Genomic DNA, 17,664 nt, shown 5'->3' with positions numbered 1-17,664 from the left:
TAGCCCCAGAGATCTCACAAATGAATGCCCGGTTCTTTCACCCAGGCATTCACGATAGCCTGTAATTCAGGCGGCGGGCGCGCGGCCGTAGATATCTTCGAACCGGACGATGTCGTCTTCGCCCAAGTACTCGCCGCACTGGACCTCGATCAAGACCAGATTCATCACTCCTGGATTGATCAGGCGATGCTTGTGACCCGCAGGGATATACGTCGACTCGTTGGGCTGCAGTGAAATAACCTGTTCGCCGTTGACGATGTCCGCGCAGCCACTCACCACGATCCAGTGCTCGCTGCGATGATGGTGCATCTGCAGCGATAACGATGCACCTGGCTTTACGACGATGCGCTTCATCTTAAACCGATCACCTTCCTCGAGCACAGTGTACGTGCCCCACGGGCGATGCACGGTACGGTGAAGGCGGTACGCATCATGATTCGCACTCTTGAGCTTCGCGACAATCTGCTTCACATCTTGCGCACGGTCGCGAGCAGCGATCAGCAACGCGTCAGCCGTATCCACCACGATTACGTCGTGAACGCCGACCATCCCGATCAGTCGACCATCACTGCGCACGAAGCAGTTATCCACGTCGTGCAATTCGGCTTCACCGTGAATCCTGTTGCCGCGCGCATCGGGTTGCGTCAACTCGCTGATCGATTGCCACGAGCCGATGTCGCTCCAGCCCATTTCGCACGGCACCACGTTCACATTGTCTGAGCGCTCCATGACCGCATAGTCAATGGAGATGTTCTCCGACTTGCTGAATTGCGCACTGTCGAGTTCGATCGCGTAGCCGTCGCTAGACGTGCTTCGTTTGGCTTCGTTCACCGCATTGAGCGACGGTTCTGCGACGCCTGGCACATGATGCGCCAACTCGGCCAGCATCGTCTCGGCGGTGAAGCAGAACATGCCGGCGTTCCAAAGGTGACGGCCGTCTGCGACCAGTTCCTTGGCAACTTCCAGTTCGGGCTTTTCGACGAAGCGCACAACCTTATGGACAGCTTGCGCGCCGGGCAGCGGCTGTGCTTCGAATTCGATGTAGCCGTAGCCGGTTTCCGGACCGGTCGGGCGAATCCCGAACGTGACGAGACGACCTTGCTGTGCTGAACCCACGGCGTGCTGCACAGCCTCGCCAAAGGCCGTCTCGTCTTCGATCAACTGATCGGCCGGCATGACCAGCATGATAGCGTCGGGGCCATGCTGCTGACGTACGACTTCCGCAGCCACCGCGATTGCCGCAGCGGTATTACGAGCTGTTGGTTCCAGAATGAACCCTAGCTGCGAAACGCCAGTTTCGACCTCGACGCATTCGTCCTTCGTGAGGAAATAAGTCTCGCGATTCGTAACGATCACGACTTCACCTGCGTTCGCTACGCGCGACGCTCGCAGAAATGTCTTCTGCAGCAGGCTTTGCCCGTCCGCCAGTTTCAGCAACGGCTTCGGAAAGGCTTCGCGGGACACTGGCCACAGTCGTGTCCCCGCGCCTCCACAAATGATGACGGGAATGATCTTCATGGAATTGCTCGAAAATGTTGTACTAGGATGGCATGCAGTCGGCGATTTTAGCGGAATTTCTAACCTCGGTCGCCGGGTACGCCTTGGGCACATATACTGCTACAGGACTTCGCGACTCGAAACAACCAAGCGTTCGGTTGTCCGTAAGAGTATTGGTGCATGAAGCGATAGCAATTGGGATTGTAACGCGTGGAAAGACTCGATCGTCGACTCCTGTAAATCAGGGTGCAAGAGGTAGCCGCGTACAGTTTGTTCTGGAGGCAACGACGCGGAGCGAAATTCCGCCCAAATTTGGGCTGAGCAGGACTCCTGTGGATCGTGGAAACAACGCATGATACGAATCCAGATGCGATGACCCTTTACTAACCTCGCTTTGAGCGCAGCGGCCGAGGACGTACTGACTCGCGGAGCCGCAAGGGCCGGACCTCTGAGCCCATTGCCGCGCTTAGGTGGAGGGGGATGATGATGGTATAGTGTCGTACCATGGGCTGGAGAATGGATGCTGCTCGTCATAAAACCTGGTAGTCGCAAGTGTGTGGACGAAACTAGGAGCGCATCGCATCTGAGGGCTTCCCGCTTGCAACGCTTTCATCGCTGAGTTCGGAGAATTCGCGGGCGTGCGTAGCGGCGGTTGAAGCTACATCGGTTCTCATACGACGGGGTGGCCGAGCTGGTTTGGGACTGCAAGCAAACGTCTCAACCCGGTTTTCGCACGCAGCCTCGATCGTTCTGAAGCGGCCGTTTTCCGATTTCGTCCATGACAGCTTGAGTCGATGGGTATCGGAAGTTAGCGGCAAAGTATTGATACATCACTCAACCGGATAGCAAATGACCGTTGCGATCATCACTGGCATTACTGGCCAAGACGGCGCTTATTTGGCGCAACTCCTCCTCGAAAAGGGCTACGAAGTTTATGGCACCTATCGCCGTACCAGCTCCGTGAATTTCTGGCGGATCGAGGAAGTCGGGGTATCGGACCATCCGAACCTGCATCTCGTCGAACACGATCTGACTGATCTCGGCTCTAGCATCCGTTTACTTCAGACAACCAAAGCAACAGAAATTTACAATTTGGCGGCTCAGAGTTTTGTCGGTGTGTCGTTCGATCAACCTGCTACGACCGCTGCGATAACCGGCGTCGGGGCCTTGAATCTTCTTGAGGCGATTCGTATCGTCAATCCTGAGATTCGCTTCTATCAGGCAAGCACCTCTGAAATGTTCGGGAAGGTGCAGGCAGTTCCTCAAATTGAAAGCACGCCTTTCTATCCGCGTAGTCCGTACGGTGTCGCGAAACTCTACGCGCACTGGATGACCGTTAACTACCGCGAGAGCTATAACATCTTCGGCTGTAGCGGCATTCTGTTCAATCATGAGTCGCCGTTGCGCGGTCGGGAATTCGTGACGCGCAAGATCACCGATAGTCTCGCGAAGGTGCAGTTGGGCAAGCTTGATGTGCTCGAGCTGGGTAACCTTGATGCGAAGCGAGATTGGGGCTTCGCAAAGGAATATGTGGAAGGCATGTGGCGCATGCTTCAGGCCGATAAGCCCGATACCTATGTGTTGGCAACCAACCGCACCGAAACCGTCCGCGACTTTGTCACGATGGCCGGTCGTGCTGCCGGCTTCGATATTGCGTGGCAAGGCAAGGATGATAAGGAGGTCGGCGTCGACTCCAAGTCCGGCAAAACGATCGTCCGAATCAATCCCAAGTTTCACCGGCCTGCCGAAGTCGATCTGCTAATCGGCGATCCCGCCAAAGCGCGCAATGACCTCGGCTGGGAGCCGAAGACCACTCTCGAACAGTTGTGCCAGATGATGGTCGAGGCGGACATCCGCCGTAACGAGGCTGGCACCTCGTTCTGATATATGGCAAAGGTTTTTATCACCGGCGCTGACGGCTTCACGGGCCGCTATCTCGCGAAAGAACTGATCCGCGATGGCTACGAAGTATGCGGATTGGCTCGCAAGGCCGATTCGAACGTTTCGTGGCGCTTGCGCGTCTGTGACCTGCTCGATCGCGAGGCGTTGACAGAAACCTTGGCCATCGAGAAGCCGGACGCGGTCGTTCACCTCGCTGCAATCGCTTTCGTGGGGCATGGCGATGTCAGCGAGGTTTATCAGACCAACGTCGTGGGTACTCGAAACCTGCTCGAAGCATTGACAAAGTCTGGTTGTAAGCCTCAGTCGGTGCTGCTCGCGAGTAGCGCTAATGTGTACGGCAACACCGACCGTGAGGTAATCGACGAGTCGGTTAAACCTGAACCTGCAAACGACTACGCGATCAGCAAACTCGCTATGGAGTTAGTTGCCCGTTTGTGGGAAGGAAAGCTCCCAATTACCATCGCACGGCCGTTTAACTATACGGGCGTGGGTCAAAGCAGTAATTTCCTGCTGCCGAAAATCGTCTCCCACTTTCGTGATAAAGCTCCGGTTCTCGAGCTGGGTAATCTTCACGTTATTCGCGACTTCTCTGATGTGCGGACAGTCGTATCTGCGTATAGCCGACTGTTGATGGGGAAATTCGCAGGTCGCACATTCAATGTCTGTTCTGGGGTTGGGTATTCGCTGCTCGATATCATCGCCATCATGCGCGGTCTTACGGTGCACCATCCAGAAATACGCGTGAACTTCGATTATGTTCGTGCGAATGAGGTCCACAAGCTCATTGGCAGCAACAACGAGCTTCGCACTGCAATCGGGGCGCTTCAGCCCATTCCCCTTCGTGAGACGTTACGTTGGATGTTGGAACATCCGACGGAAACGTAATTCCTGAATCTTCTGAACAACAATGCGGAGCAAGTTTGCCGCAAAGCCTGTGTGTTCTCGAGCCATCGGGACAACGGAAGGAACTCTCTGCGGACGTTGCTCGCATTGGGATCCTCGCGAACCAGGTCAAAGAGCGCGAGCCGCAATCGCCATTCAAAGGGCGGCAAGAAATCCTTCACGACCTTACACGTGTAAGTCCATTTATTTTGCAGTCTGCAGCCTGAATTGAGGCAAAATAACTGGGGCTTGATGGTGGCTTCGTGCGCAGTAACAAAAGGAAAATCGGGTTGCCGAACTGCACAACATTGCGCACACTCCGGGGTTGTTGCGGCCACACAACGAAGTGTCGTCCATAAGACACGCAGTTCTCACTTACATGAATGCTACAAGCGCGCCGCGTCCAGAAACTGAAGGGCTGTCCGTCTCCGTTGTCGTCTATCGGCCGGAGCGGGCCCAATTAACGAGTACGCTCGCGAGCCTTGGTGCCGCCTGTGAAGCACTGCGGGCCGTACGTCCCGGTCTGCCGGTTACGCTGTATATCGTCGATAACGGTGGCTTGCCGGACGTCCAGCGCGAGCTCGACGCACTGAAAACACATCGCATCGAGACGTCCATTCTCAGCGGTCATGGCAATGTCGGCTACGGTCGCGGCCACAATCTGGCTATCGAGCTTACGGCTAGCCGTTATCACCTCGTGCTCAACCCGGACATCGATCTGGACCGTGACGCACTGCTGCGCGCAGTCGACTTCTTCGAAGCGAACCCCGAGGTCGGTCTTTTGACGCCATGGATCGGCGACGAACAGGGCCATCAGCAGTTTTTGTGTCGCCGCTACCCGACCTTGCTCGACCTCTTCGTACGGGGCTTTCTGCCGGGCAGCGTCCGCCGTCTGTTCACGCGCCGTCTTGCCCGTTATGAAATGCGCGATGTGATCAACGAACGCGACATTGTCTGGGACCCGCCCATCGTGAGTGGCTGTTTCATGTTGTTCCGCACTGGCGTGCTCAAGCAGCTGGCGGGTTTCGACGCGCGCTATTTCCTGTACTTCGAGGATTACGACCTGAGCCTGCGTGCGCATGACGTAGCTCGCGTCGTCTACGCACCGGCCGTGCGTGTACTGCACCACGGCGGCGGCGCCGCGCGCAAAGGTTCGGCCCATATCAAGATGTTTATGGCGTCGGCGTACAAGTTCTTTAGCCGCTTCGGCTGGAAGTGGCTATGAGCCAGATCCTCGTAACCGGCGCAAATGGTTTTGTCGGGCGGGCGCTGTGCCGTGCGCTCGTTGACGGCGGACACGCAGTCACAGGCCTCGTGCGGCAGGCAGGCGGTTGTCCTGATGGCGTGCACGAGTGGGTGAGCGCCGGGAAGGATTTTGAGGACGTGAAGACCGATTGGCCGCAAGGCCTGCGACCCGAGAGCGTAGTGCATCTGGCAGCGCGCGTGCACGTCCTCAATGAGGATGCTGCAGACCCCGATGCGGCCTTCAACGCAACCAACGTCGACGGTACGTTGCGGATCGCCGAGGCGGCCTTGCACAACGGTGCCCGGCGCTTTGTTTTCGTCAGCAGCATCAAGGCCTTAGCCGAGGGCGATTTGGGGCGACCGCTGCGCGAAGACGATCTGCCCGCTCCGCAAGACGCCTATGGCCGTTCAAAGTACGCCGCCGAACAGGCTCTGCTGCGTTTCGGCGAGGAAACCGGGCTCGACATCGTGATTGTGCGGCCGCCGCTGGTGTATGGCCCGGACGTGCGTGCCAACTTCCTGCGCCTGATGGATGCCGTCTGGAAGCGTATGCCGCTGCCCCTTGGCTCAGTTCGCGCCAGGCGAAGCCTGGTGTATGTCGACAACCTCGCGGACGCGCTGGCGCGTTGTGCGACCGATCCGCGTGCTGCGCGTCAATGCTTCCACGTCGCGGATGGTGACGACCCGACGGTCGCCGGACTGGCGCGCTCGTTGGGCAGGCATTTGGAGAGGCCCGCGCGGCTCGTGCCGGTGCCGACGAGTTGGCTGCGATTGGCAGGACGGCTGACGCACCGCTCGCCGCAGATCGAGCGCCTCGTGGGGAGTTTGCAGATCGACTCGGGCCGGATCCGCTCCGTCCTGGGTTGGCAACCTCCGTATTCCACCGAAGACGGTCTGGCTGCGACGGCCCGTTGGTATCGATCGACGCGTTGAGGTCGTCCATGCTCATGCAAGTTTTTGGAAATTCACCTTGGACAGATGTCGGCGTGGTCGCAGCGGCAGCCGCGGTCGTTTGTGCGGCGATTCTCCTCGCGTTGTTGAAGACCGGTCTGGCATGGCGTCTCGCCACTGACATCCCGAACGACCGTTCGCTGCATGTTCGCCCCACGCCACGAGTGGGTGGCTGGGGGCTGGTGCCGGTATCGGTGGTAGCAACGCTGCTCATGGCGCCGAGCCTGTGGAGCGCCGCCGTGGCGGCGGCATTCCTGGCGGCGGTTTCGCAGATCGACGACCGCCGTGGACTGCCCGCCCGGGTCAGATTTGCCGCGCATCTGATCGCGGTGGTGGGATTCGTCGTGCTCAATCCTGCGCCGGTGCCATGGTGGGTGCTCGCCGTCCTGTCGTTTTTGATGCTCTGGCTGGTCAATCTTTACAATTTTATGGATGGCGCGGACGGTTTGGCCGGTGGTATGGCGCTATTCGGCTTCGGCGGTTACGCCGTGGCCGCGCTCATCGGCGGCCATTCGCTGCCCGAACTGGCAATGGCGTGCGCCGCGGTCGCCGGCGCGGCGCTGGGCTTTCTGTTGTTCAATTTCCACCCGGCGCGAATTTTTCTCGGCGATGCAGGCTCGATCTCGCTGGGCTTTCTGGCCGGCGCGTTAGGGTATTGGGGCTGGCTGAGCGGTGCCTGGCCTATCTGGCTCCCTTTCATGGTGTTTGCGCCGTTCATCACCGACGCCTCGATCACGCTCGCCCGCCGCCTTTTGCGTGGTGAAAAGTTTTGGCAAGCGCACCGCGAGCACTACTATCAACGCATGGTGCGCTCGGGCATGGGTCACGCCGGAACCGCCAGCTTGTGGTATGCGGTGATGGCCACAGGCATAATGCTTGCTTTAAGCATACTTGGCCGTTCTGCGGCTGTTCAATGGTGCGTGGTCGCGGCATGGATCGTCGCTCTGTGCCTGATGGGCGCGGCGGTCGATTTGCGCTGGCGTCGTTTTCAATCAACACTGTCTGAACAATCAACTGAGGTATAACGCTGATGCTAAGAAACAAGGCCTCGCTGCTATCTCTCAGCGCATTTCTATTCGACCTGTGTGCGGTCTGCGCGGCGTGGCTCGTCGCGTACGTCATCCGTTTCAACGGTTCCGTTCCGGTGGATTTCCGGGCGGGCGCATTGCATTCACTGGTCTGGGTGCTACCGGTCTACGGCGTGATGTTCCGGATTTTTGGCCTATACCGGGGCATGTGGGTGTTCGCTAGCCTGCCGGACCTCATCCGGATTGCGAAGTCGGTCGCAACCGGCGCAGTAGTCGCGATGGTCGTGTCGGTGATGGTTCAGCCGATTCCAATCGTTCCGCGCTCCGTGCTGGTGGTTTCGCCGCTGTTTCTTTTCCTTGCCATGGGCGGCTCGCGCGCGCTCTATCGGGCGACCAAAGAGTTTTATCTTTACGGTGGCCTGGTTGCGCAGGGTAAGCCGGTCGTGGTTCTGGGCGCAGGTTCCGCAGGCGCGAGCCTCGCTCGTGAACTCTCACGCTCGAGCGAGTGGCGGCTCGTTGGGCTGCTCGACGACGATGTGTCCAAGCATGGCCGCGAAATTTATGGCTACAAGGTCTTAGGCCCGATTAGCGAATTGCCGCAGCTCGCCGAATCGCTCAAGACCGAATACGCGATCATCGCCATCCCTTCAGCTTCAGTCGAAGCGCAGCGTCGCGTCGCAACGCTCTGCGTGCGTGCAGGCGTGCGCGCAATGGTGTTGCCGGCGTTGACCACGCTGACGCAAGGGCAGGCGTTCCTGTCGCGCGTACGCCAGATCGACCTTGAAGACTTGCTGGGTCGCGATCCGGTGAAGATCGATACGCCGCACGTGGAGGCGCTGCTCCGCAATCGCGTGGTCATGGTGACCGGAGCGGGCGGTTCGATCGGCTCGGAACTGTGCCGTCAGATTCTGCGCTTCGAGCCGGCTCAACTCATCGCCTACGATTTGTCCGAGTTTGCGATGTACAAGCTCACGGAAGAGTTGCACGACCGCTTCCCTGGCTTGTCCGTGGTGCCGGTGATCGGCGATGCGAAAGATTCGCTGCTGCTCGATCACGTGCTGTCGCGGTACACGCCGCATATCGTCTTTCACGCCGCGGCCTACAAGCATGTGCCGCTGATGGAAGAGCAGAACGCATGGCAGGCAGTGCGCAACAACGTGCTCGGTACCTACCGTGTGGCGCGCGCGGCGATCCGTCATGACGTCAGGCACTTCGTGTTGATCTCGACCGACAAGGCGGTCAACCCGACCAACGTCATGGGCGCGAGCAAACGGCTCGCGGAGATGGCGTGCCAGGCCTTGCAGCAAACAAGTTCGCGGACGCAGTTCGAGACGGTGCGTTTTGGCAATGTGCTCGGCAGCGCCGGCAGCGTGATTCCGAAGTTCCAGCAGCAAATCGCGAAGGGTGGTCCAGTCACCGTGACTCACCCGGAGATCACGCGTTTCTTCATGACTATTCCCGAGGCTTCGCAACTTGTGTTGCAGGCGTCGAGCATGGGACGCGGCGGCGAGATTTTTATTCTCGACATGGGCGAGCCAGTGAAGATAGTGGATCTTGCCCGCGACCTGATTCGGTTATACGGCTTCAGTGAGGAGCACATCCGCATCGTCTTTACGGGTCTGCGGCCGGGCGAGAAGCTGTACGAAGAATTGCTGGCGGACGACGAAACGACCACGCGTACCCCGCATACCAAGTTGCGGATCGCGCAGGCGCGTGGCGTGCCCGACAACCTGCTGGACGAACTGCTGCCGTGGCTGATGCAGCACCGCGTGCCGGCAGACGACGAAGTGCGCCGCGATCTGCGGCGTTGGGTGCCTGAGTATCAGCCGAACCTGGCTCCGCCGCTGCAAGGTGTGCCGACGGTGTCGGAGATTCGCGCGGCGCTGTGAAGGATTGGAATTACGCGGGCCCGCAGGTACTGCGTGAGAGGCAAAAAAGGCGCGTGGCGCCTTTTTTGTTATTTGCGACCTCTCCGGACCACCAGCCACCGCGGCGACTTGAACCGCACAATGCTCACGTACAACCACACGTAAGTTGCTGCGAAGACCATCACAAAGCAGAACAGGTGTAGCGTATGCCGCCAGAACAACGTGGCCGGAACTACAGCCACCAGACACAGCAGCCAGAGGTAGGGCGAGGTCAGCGAATTGCGCCGCGTCAATTCGCGCGCAGTCCGTACCCCAACGGCCCAGCGCATCAACCGCTTGTACACCAGCATGTGCAGATGCACGCCGTCGGGAATTCCCGGTGACATCCCGCGAATAAACTTCTTCCGGTAGATCGAGAAGCAGGTCTCGAAGATCGGGTACATGAACAGCAGAACCGGGTACCACGCCGAGACGTCGCGGTTGCGCATCACCAGCATGATCGAGAGTTCGGCAAGCATGAAGCCGATGAAATACGCGCCGCCGTCGCCGAGAAAGATCAGACCGGCCGGGAAATTCCAGATAAAAAAGCCCATCACCGCGCCCATCATGATGAGCGACGCGGACAGCACGACCGGGTCCGATACCTCGAACGCCACATACGCGAGCGACGCGAACATCATGAACGCGACCATCGACGCCAGTCCGTTGAAGCCGTCGATGATATTCACCGCGTTCGCAAGTGCCGCTACCGCGAGCACCGTCACCCCACACGAAATGACTGCGTAGGAGAGCAGAAAATCGAGCGGCGGCACGCTGATTCGCGTAACGGCAATATTCAGCAGGAAGTAGGCGAGGGCCGCTGCGGCCATCGTGCAAATGAGCCGCACGAGCGGCGAAACCTTCTTGGTCAGGTCTTCGACGAGCCCCGACCCGAATGCCGGCAGACCGCACGCCACGAGACCCAGAATGCCTCCGGAGACGGCGGGGTAGGAGTAGTGCAACTGCAAGGCCGACACCACCAGTCCGATCAGAATGCCCGTTCCGCCGATCCGCGGCACTGGGCTGGCGTGAAATTTCTGCACGCCGGAGAGGTCGGTATCGGTGGAGAATTTTTCATGCAAATGCGCGTAGCGCACGATCAACAGGGTGACCAGCAGTGAGACGAGAAACCCGAGCGCGAAACTAAGCATGAAAGTGAGCCTGAGCGAAGACGCCGAATTATACAAACGAAATGTGCGGGCCTCGAAAAGCGTGCCGGGACGGACTACAGTTCAGTCAGTGACCGCGGCCAGTGGTCTCATCAGGTCCAGTCGACGGCGCCCGTAGGGCTACCGCATCGCCACTGAAAAGAATTGGCCGTTCAGTCATACTTTCGGCTTGTTCGTCTGACAGAGTGCGCCCTATGTTTGGGAAGTTTCACGTTGCTTTCATTCTGCTTTTTGTAGCTTGCGTTGCCATGGCCGATGGTTATTCGCATCCCGTGGTAATGACCGGCGTCACCCAAATGGCCGATACGGCCGAGTTGCATTTCGACCCCGCCCCTGCGCATAGCGGCACGCTGGTTGTTCTTGGTGATCACTCTAAAACGCCGCGACAGAGCTATCCCTTTGTCTACAACGTGCCGGCACCGCAACACACAGAGGTTGATCCGCCGGTCAACCTCGATTTCACCAATAAGCAAAAACTGACCCTCTTGTGTGATCCACGCTCTGATAACTGCATGGCGACCGGCTATCTGACCATGGGGGAGACGACGTTCTCCATTCTGTGGAAAGTCACCCAGCGGTAACGACAGCCTCCGTCAGTCCCACATACTGACTCCGTCGCTCCCGGCAAACCCCCGCCTGTCATGGATTCCCCCTATCTAGCACGGGGTCCGCTCGTCCGTTAACCCAGAGGCGGCGAAGTGTGAGGGAGCCCAGGTCATGCGCCGCAGGACCAGGACGATACGGAGAAACAATGCTAAATAACATCACCATTCGGGGCGGATTGACGCTGGTCATCGGCGTGTTTGTCGCGTTCTTGCTGACTGTGATTGGAGTCGGTTACGGCGCGCTCAAGCTCGCGAGCAATGGCCTGCAGGATGTGCAGCGCAATTCGGCAGCGCTGACGCATCTGAACGAGAGCTCTGCGAAACTGCTCCAGGCGCGCCTCGCGCTGGGCACTTACGAGACCTTGTTTAGCGTCGGTAAGAGCACGGACGATCTGTTGCCGGCCGCGCACAAGGTGCTGGTCGAATCGAATAACGACTTCCATGCCTATGCGGACGGTCCCTTCGGCAGCGCAGACGAGGAGCGGCTCGCCCACACCGTGGCGACGGCACGCGCCGCCCTGGTCGATCAGGCAATCGAACCGGAATTCAAGGCGCTCGCGGACAACGACTTCAATACGTTCCGCAACATCCAGGGCGAAACGGCCAACGGTTTCTATGCCACCTATTCGAAAGCGATCGATTCGCTCGAACAGCTGGAAGCCGATAACCAGCGACTTCAGGCAGAAACGGCTGCCTCACGTTTCCGCGTTTCGACGCTGTTGTTCGCAGCGATCGGTGTGGTTTCGATCGTGATTGGCGTGATGGCGCGCGTCGGTCTTTCGGCCGCCGTGATCAAGCCCGTTAACCAGACCATTCGGCATTTCCAGCGCATTGCTGCCGGCGATCTGACGATTGCAGTGAAGGTGAGGTCGCGCAATGAGATGGGCCAGTTGCTCGCTGCCCTGACGCAGATGCGCGATGGCCTGGTCGACACCGTATCGAAGGTGCGCGGCAGCACGGGCGCGATTACTCAGGGAGCCAAAGAAATCGCTTCAGGTAACGCTGATCTGTCGAGCCGGACCGAGCAGCAGGCGGCCGCGCTCGAAGAGACGGCGGCCAGCATGGAGGAGCTGTCGGCGACGGTGAAGCAAAACGCCGACAACGCGCAGCAGGCTAATCGGCTTGCTCATGGCGCTCTGGAGACAGTGACGCGCGGCGGTACCGTAGTGGGCCGCGTGACGGAGACGATGGACGGCATCACCACCTCATCGCGCAAGGTGGCTGAGATTATCGGCATGATCGAAGGTATCGCTTTCCAGACCAACATTCTCGCGCTGAACGCGGCGGTCGAGGCCGCGCGAGCGGGCGAACAGGGGCGGGGGTTTGCGGTGGTGGCGTCCGAGGTGCGCAACCTCGCACAGCGCTCAGGCACGGCAGCGAAGGAGATCAAGGAGCTGATCGGCGAGTCGGCTGCGAAGGTCGAACAGGGCGCGTCGCTGGTAGCCGAAGCGGGCAAGACGATGCGTGAAGCGATGCAGTCGGTGGAGCGCGTGACCGGCATCATGGGTGAGATCGAAGCGGCAGCGCTCGAACAGAGCGAGGGTATCGCGCAGGTTAACAAGGCGATTACCCAGATCGACGAGGTCACGCAACACAACGCGGCACTGGTGGAAGAGGCCGCTGCGGCGGCGAAGTCGCTGGAAGAACAGGCGGCTGTGCTGAGAGAGGCGGTGGCGGTGTTCAGACTTGAAGAGAGCGAGCAATCGGCGGCAGGCAGAGGTGTTGCGCTCTCATCGTCGAACGCGGTCGCGATTTCGTCGGGTGAACGATCCCACTCCTCATTGTCATTACAAGCCACCTGAGCCGTTTGTGGCCGTTGACACCCGCGACGGGGGCGTCAGACGAAATGTCGCGTGGGCAGGGGCTGCAGCGTTTCGTCAGGCGTTCTTTGCTGCCGCGTCGGGACGGTGCGACGCCGGGCGCATAATGGGCCTGATTGGGGGTAATTTTGAGGCGACATATATTTCGACAATTTCAGCCTATACAATCGCGTTGCCCCAACACTGCTTTGCCTCGACTCAGCCCACTTATATGCCTAAGCTGTCGTTCCATCGGTCACCGCCGGGTTGTTCGCGATCGTCACAGATCGCCTTTCGTTTCAGGGGTGTAGCGATGAAACGGAGCGCTGTCCTTGCGAGCATCAGCCTGCTTTCCGCATGCACGGCTGTTTCACAGGTAGACTCGCGGCAAGACGGCCATCTGACGCTGACGACCCGCGCACGCTGGAGCGTGACGTCTTGGACCCACGTCAAGAACGTTGGTGTCAAACGTGCCGCTTCCTACTGCGAGGCGAAACACGCGCAGTCTCACATAGTCGCAGTGCATACCGAGAGCATATGGGGGGTGACGAATGAAGCGGTCGAAGTGGTGTTCGACTGCTACTGACGCGGTACTTTGCCTCATCAAATTGAAAGCTTTGTCAAAGATCCTGGTTCGGACTTCCTGTCCGCGTCATGCATGAGAGGGTGCTCAACCCCGCTCCGCCGCCTCCTGCAATTCCGAAAACGCCTTCACGACGCGAGACACCGGTAAAAAATATTTCCAGAGTTTATCCTTCGCGATTTTTCCAGGCAAAATCGGGAACGGCAGCACAGCTCTGCTCTCAGTCCAATCGGGTCGCCAGCGCTTGGCAATCTTGTTTCGAACCATCAGCGAAACCGCCGGCGTCCCTATATTGGATGCCAGGTGCGCGAGACCGGAGTCGTTACCTACAAATCGACCCGACTCATAGATGTACGCGGCAACATCGCTCAACGACTGGAAATCCGGCATCCCGAAGCCACGAGCTTCCACATGACGCCACGCCTCCCGCTCATTCGGGGCCAGGATGAACTCTGGCTGGAACCCTCTACTGCGCAACTGGCTGGCTAACGCAACGAAGCGGCGCGGCACCCACATCTTCCCCTTCAAGGTTGCGCTTGGGTGAATCGCCACGCGCCTGGGATTAGCCCTCATCCGCAAGTGGCGGGGTGCCTGACATCCATTGCCACGAATGACGTCTTTCAGGCCAAGCTCGTTCTCGCAAATCTCAACATGAATGTCGACCATGCTCTTCACCTGACGGAAGATGGGCCACTCGTCCATCACCAGCACTCGACGGTGCCAGTCACGTGTATTCCCAACTACGTTACGCGGGTAGGTGTGCAGCACCACGTCGAAGTCACTGTAGGCGGCATACGCCTCATCATCCTTCGGAGTGCGATGAATCTCGAAGTCCGGGAACCAGTCGCGCAAGGAGTACATGTAGTCGCCGAAAACGACGACGCGATGACCGTTTCGCGCCAGGTTGTTGACAACGATCATTGCCAACAGAGAGTCGCCCAGGGACTGAGACATCTGGAAGGCTACGCTCTGACCCATTTCGATACGATTTGTCATGAATACGCGGTATGTGAGCTCTGGGGCGTTTAGTTAAATACTTCCACAGGTCGTGCGCCGGTTCTTTCGCACGCTCTGCTCCGAACGGATTTACCACCCGTGCATGGAGTGCGGCGGCGCACGTTGTAGGCGACATCTTACTCATATGTCGTGTCGACTGTTCGATGCACCACCAAGCCGAATAAAGTGCCCCATCTCGTTTCGGACAAATTCGAGGTCCTGGCCGCACATTCCGCTTGCACATGTGCGCCGGACAACGTACTTAATCCGGGCCGCGCGCACAATACGATCTCCTCTTCAAGGAAAGCGAGGTGAGATCATGGAAAACACAATCTATTGGCATGATCGCCAGGTCGGAATCGAATGCGCGGGACGAATCTCATGGTTTCCCTCTGCACCGACAGAGGCGATCGAGGAGTATGAGCTGCATGCGCATGCAGAAGTGAAGGCGGTGACCGTCGACAGCGATAAAGCGGCTAGCATCCTCAGGGTCGCGAACTAAGACCCTTTCAGGCGAAACGCCCGCCCCTCGCGCTAGTTGTCAGAAACGTAGATCTCGACAGCCTGCGGACGGGTGAACTGAAAAGTGTTCACCCGCGCAGCGCGCACGTCGAGAATGAGCTGCGCTAGCAACTCAATTTCCTGCCGTTCAAATTCAACATCGCCGCCCGGCGTGGTCTCAATCTTCTGCAACCAGCGCCGACGCCGATCCATTAAATATGCGACGGCGCTTGCGCGTTGCATAAAGAAGCGATCCATTCACATGTACATCAATATTGATCGGACGAAACTATAGCGTGGCGATCGCCGCAGCGCATTCGTCCGACCACAGCCTCAGATGGAATGCGGTTCGCGAATCAAACCATGCCCGAACGCATCCAGCTCGCTTTCCTGCGCAGCCAGCGAGAGCGGTACCTGTTCCCGAAAAAACTCCACAAGGGTTTTGATCTTGGCGTCGAGGTAGCGTCGTGACGCGTACAACGCGTAGACGTTGTTGGCGCGCAGACGATGCTCAGGCAGCACGCGCACGAGGCTGCCGTCGCGTAGCGCGGGAAGCGCGACCGAGATGGGCAACGGCCCGATACCCATCCCCTCGCGAATCGCCTCTGCCAGCGCTTCGGAGACATTGACCGTGAACGGCACCGGCCGCGCGAGACGAAACACAGGATCGTCCACATCTTCGAAATGCCATTGTCCGAGCGGAACATCGGGTAGAACCAGTTGCAGGCACGTGTGCTTGTTGAGGTCCGCAAGGCGCAGGGGAGTGCCATGCCTGGCCAGGTATCGCGGCGAAGCGCAGAGGATCGTATAAAGACTGCCGATGCGTTGCGACACCAGCGCCGAATCTGCCAGGCTGCGCGCCACCACCACCGAAACGTCGAAACCTTCGTCGACCATATCGGGCACACGTTGCGCGAGTACCAGTTCGATCAGAACGTCAGGGAAACGCCGGTTATACCGTGCAATCAGCGGCGCCAGATGGTGCTGTCCAAATGTGGTTGTTGCGTGAACCCGCAGCTTCCCTGACGGCTGGCCACCCGCGCCTGCCGCCTCCGCTTCCGCCAGATCGACCTGCGCCAGAATCTGCTCGCAGTGTTGCAGATAGCGTTCGCCGGCTTCGGTCAGCGACATATGCCGTGTTGTTCTATGAAGCAGACGCGTGTGCAGCCGAGACTCGAGGTCGGTGATCGCACGCGACATCTGAGGCGTGCTCACAGAGGAGAGCGACGCCGCTTTGGTGAAGCTGCCCGCCTCGACGACTCGAACGAACATCCGCATGCTTTCCAACGTATCCATCGGAATCCTGACTACAGAAATAGGGGGTGACGCAGATACACGCCAGGCAGTGGGGTGGGGCCCTGACGTCGCTTCCTGGACCGGTGGCCTCCGGTCTGCGCGCACGTACGTTCCTGCATTGAGCTTGATGGACGGATTGAACCGTGACGCGCTGGCGTTTCGGGAATAGGCCCTTTCGAAAACTTACCCGATTGTATCTTGATGGGTATTTCCAATATTGCTGTGATATCGATCAAAACAGTATTGCAACACTCGAAATGATTCCGGTTTTAAAGGATTGTCGGTAATCATGGTGCCTTGACATGCACGCTGAATGTGCCTAAATCAGATAGGACGCTGCCACGTCGCGCACGCTGTTTGCGAGTTGCGAGTATTGTTTACGCGAGCTATTGAGCGGGAAGAATGATGAAGCTGGTCACACTCGAGAATGATCCTGATAATCCATGGTCGATGACCACTATGCTTCGGCATGCCGGTTATCACTGTCGCGGCTATGGCAGTCCTCATGCGCTGATCGATAGTCCATGGGTACTCGAAGCCGATCTGGCAATTGTCGATAGCGACGCAATGAAACTCGACAAGCGGCTCGTTTCGTATCTGGCGGAGATTTTCTGGCCCGACCGGAGAATGCTGCTGGTCGGAAGCGACGAGCGCCGGCTGAGCCAGATGATCCGCGAAAAGGATGGGCTGCTTGTCAAACCCGTCTCCGCGCGAGCGTTGGTCGCGTCAGTGAAAAGCACTCTCAGCGGGACGTGGGACGGCTACGCCACCACTACTGCCACCCAGTTTGGCCGCTACGCCTTCGAAACGCGCGGGCGAGGCGTGCTGGTGGGTGAGACACGGGTTCCCCTGACGCAGAAGGAGTACCAGCTGGCCCTGATTCTCTTCAGGAACCTCGCGAGACCCGTGTCACGCGTCTACCTCGCCGGGGCCGTGTGGCGGCACAACGAGCGCATCAATGCCCGCACGATGACGGCACACATCTCCGCGATCCGCTCGAAACTGCAGTTGCGCGACGACGGCGACTTCGTCCTCACACCCATCTACAACTACGGTTACCGGCTCGACCCGGTATCTGGATACCAGTCGCTCAGCCAACCGCACGCTTCGCCGCGCATGCCCGCCGAAGCATTCTGACCGTCCGCATCACCGTCCCCCTCCGTGTAGTCCCCGAACCTCGCGCGCCCGCTGGCGCAGCGAGGCGGGCGTCGTTGCGCTCGTTTTCAATCTCGTCAGATCAGGAAAATAACTATTGCTAAATTAGCAATTAAATTCGCATTGATATTGCCCCTGCGGCGATTGT

Annotated in this window: 15 protein-coding genes; 10 read left to right on the top strand and 5 right to left on the bottom strand. The window is 58.8% G+C overall.

Features of this window, described 5'->3' with window-relative positions; all coding sequences use genetic code 11:
* Positions 1-66: 66 nt before the first annotated feature.
* Positions 67-1,518 carry a mannose-1-phosphate guanylyltransferase/mannose-6-phosphate isomerase gene (locus tag P3T24_RS28675; RefSeq protein WP_429439896.1) on the bottom strand — a complete coding sequence of 484 codons (1,452 nt, stop codon included), beginning with the start codon at positions 1,516-1,518 and terminating at the stop codon, positions 67-69.
* 828 nt (positions 1,519-2,346) lie between these two features.
* On the opposite strand from P3T24_RS28675, the gene gmd reads away from it, so the two are divergent.
* The 6 genes from gmd to P3T24_RS28645 all read left to right on the top strand — a co-directional run bounded on the left by gmd (position 2,347) and on the right by P3T24_RS28645 (position 9,394).
* A complete protein-coding gene (gmd, locus tag P3T24_RS28670) occupies positions 2,347-3,381 on the top strand; it encodes a GDP-mannose 4,6-dehydratase (protein ID WP_429439893.1) in 1,035 nt (344 codons plus the stop codon).
* A gap of 3 nt (positions 3,382-3,384) precedes the next feature.
* Positions 3,385-4,284, top strand: coding sequence for an NAD-dependent epimerase/dehydratase family protein (locus tag P3T24_RS28665; protein WP_429439890.1), 900 nt, complete (start codon positions 3,385-3,387; stop codon positions 4,282-4,284).
* A 376-nt stretch (positions 4,285-4,660) separates the two neighbouring features.
* On the top strand, positions 4,661-5,506 hold the full coding sequence (locus P3T24_RS28660; RefSeq protein ID WP_429439887.1) for a glycosyltransferase family 2 protein: 846 nt from the start codon (positions 4,661-4,663) through the stop codon (positions 5,504-5,506).
* Complete coding sequence (locus P3T24_RS28655) at positions 5,503-6,459, top strand: UDP-glucose 4-epimerase family protein (protein ID WP_429439884.1); 957 nt, start codon at positions 5,503-5,505, stop codon at positions 6,457-6,459. The genes P3T24_RS28660 and P3T24_RS28655 overlap by 4 nt, the downstream gene beginning before the upstream one ends.
* An 8-nt stretch (positions 6,460-6,467) precedes the next feature.
* Positions 6,468-7,502 carry an MraY family glycosyltransferase gene (locus P3T24_RS28650; protein ID WP_429440192.1) on the top strand — a complete coding sequence of 345 codons (1,035 nt, stop codon included), beginning with the start codon at positions 6,468-6,470 and terminating at the stop codon, positions 7,500-7,502.
* Positions 7,503-7,507: 5 nt separating this feature from the next.
* Positions 7,508-9,394, top strand: a complete 1,887-nt coding sequence (locus P3T24_RS28645; RefSeq protein WP_429408639.1) for a polysaccharide biosynthesis protein — start codon at positions 7,508-7,510, stop codon at positions 9,392-9,394.
* A 68-nt stretch (positions 9,395-9,462) separates the two neighbouring features.
* On the opposite strand, the gene P3T24_RS28640 is transcribed toward P3T24_RS28645, so the two are convergent.
* Positions 9,463-10,563: an MraY family glycosyltransferase gene (locus P3T24_RS28640; RefSeq protein WP_074265659.1), complete on the bottom strand. Its 1,101-nt coding sequence runs from the start codon at positions 10,561-10,563 to the stop codon at positions 9,463-9,465.
* Between the two features lie 212 nt (positions 10,564-10,775).
* Between P3T24_RS28640 and P3T24_RS28635 the strand changes: the two genes are divergently transcribed.
* Both P3T24_RS28635 and P3T24_RS28630 read left to right on the top strand, forming a co-directional pair.
* Positions 10,776-11,162, top strand: coding sequence for a hypothetical protein (locus tag P3T24_RS28635; protein ID WP_074265658.1), 387 nt, complete (start codon positions 10,776-10,778; stop codon positions 11,160-11,162).
* Positions 11,163-11,332: 170 nt separating this feature from the next.
* Positions 11,333-12,988, top strand: coding sequence for a methyl-accepting chemotaxis protein (locus P3T24_RS28630; protein ID WP_429439880.1), 1,656 nt, complete (start codon positions 11,333-11,335; stop codon positions 12,986-12,988).
* 667 nt (positions 12,989-13,655) lie between these two features.
* Here P3T24_RS28630 and P3T24_RS28625 read toward each other — a convergent pair.
* The gene (locus tag P3T24_RS28625; protein WP_429439877.1) at positions 13,656-14,564 is read right to left on the bottom strand and encodes a glycosyltransferase family 9 protein; all 909 of its coding nucleotides are present in this window, start codon (positions 14,562-14,564) and stop codon (positions 13,656-13,658) included.
* Positions 14,565-14,883: 319 nt separating this feature from the next.
* Here P3T24_RS28625 and P3T24_RS28620 point away from each other — a divergent pair, with 319 nt between their 5' ends.
* Positions 14,884-15,066 (top strand): hypothetical protein, encoded by a 183-nt coding sequence (locus P3T24_RS28620; RefSeq protein ID WP_429439874.1) that lies wholly within the window; start codon positions 14,884-14,886, stop codon positions 15,064-15,066.
* A gap of 32 nt (positions 15,067-15,098) precedes the next feature.
* On the opposite strand, the gene P3T24_RS28615 is transcribed toward P3T24_RS28620, so the two are convergent.
* Complete coding sequence (locus P3T24_RS28615) at positions 15,099-15,323, bottom strand: hypothetical protein (protein WP_429439872.1); 225 nt, start codon at positions 15,321-15,323, stop codon at positions 15,099-15,101.
* A 75-nt stretch (positions 15,324-15,398) separates the two neighbouring features.
* Positions 15,399-16,361: a LysR family transcriptional regulator gene (locus P3T24_RS28610; RefSeq protein ID WP_074265648.1), complete on the bottom strand. Its 963-nt coding sequence runs from the start codon at positions 16,359-16,361 to the stop codon at positions 15,399-15,401.
* Positions 16,362-16,811: 450 nt separating this feature from the next.
* Between P3T24_RS28610 and P3T24_RS28605 the strand changes: the two genes are divergently transcribed.
* The gene (locus P3T24_RS28605) at positions 16,812-17,498 is read left to right on the top strand and encodes a winged helix-turn-helix domain-containing protein (protein WP_429286426.1); all 687 of its coding nucleotides are present in this window, start codon (positions 16,812-16,814) and stop codon (positions 17,496-17,498) included.
* The last annotated feature ends 166 nt before the right edge of the window (positions 17,499-17,664 follow it).

This window comes from Paraburkholderia sp. GAS33, from assembly GCF_050436645.1.
Classification (GTDB): domain Bacteria; phylum Pseudomonadota; class Gammaproteobacteria; order Burkholderiales; family Burkholderiaceae; genus Paraburkholderia; species Paraburkholderia phenazinium_B.
Note: the sequence above shows the minus strand (reverse complement) of the source record. Positions and strands in the feature narration are given on the sequence as shown.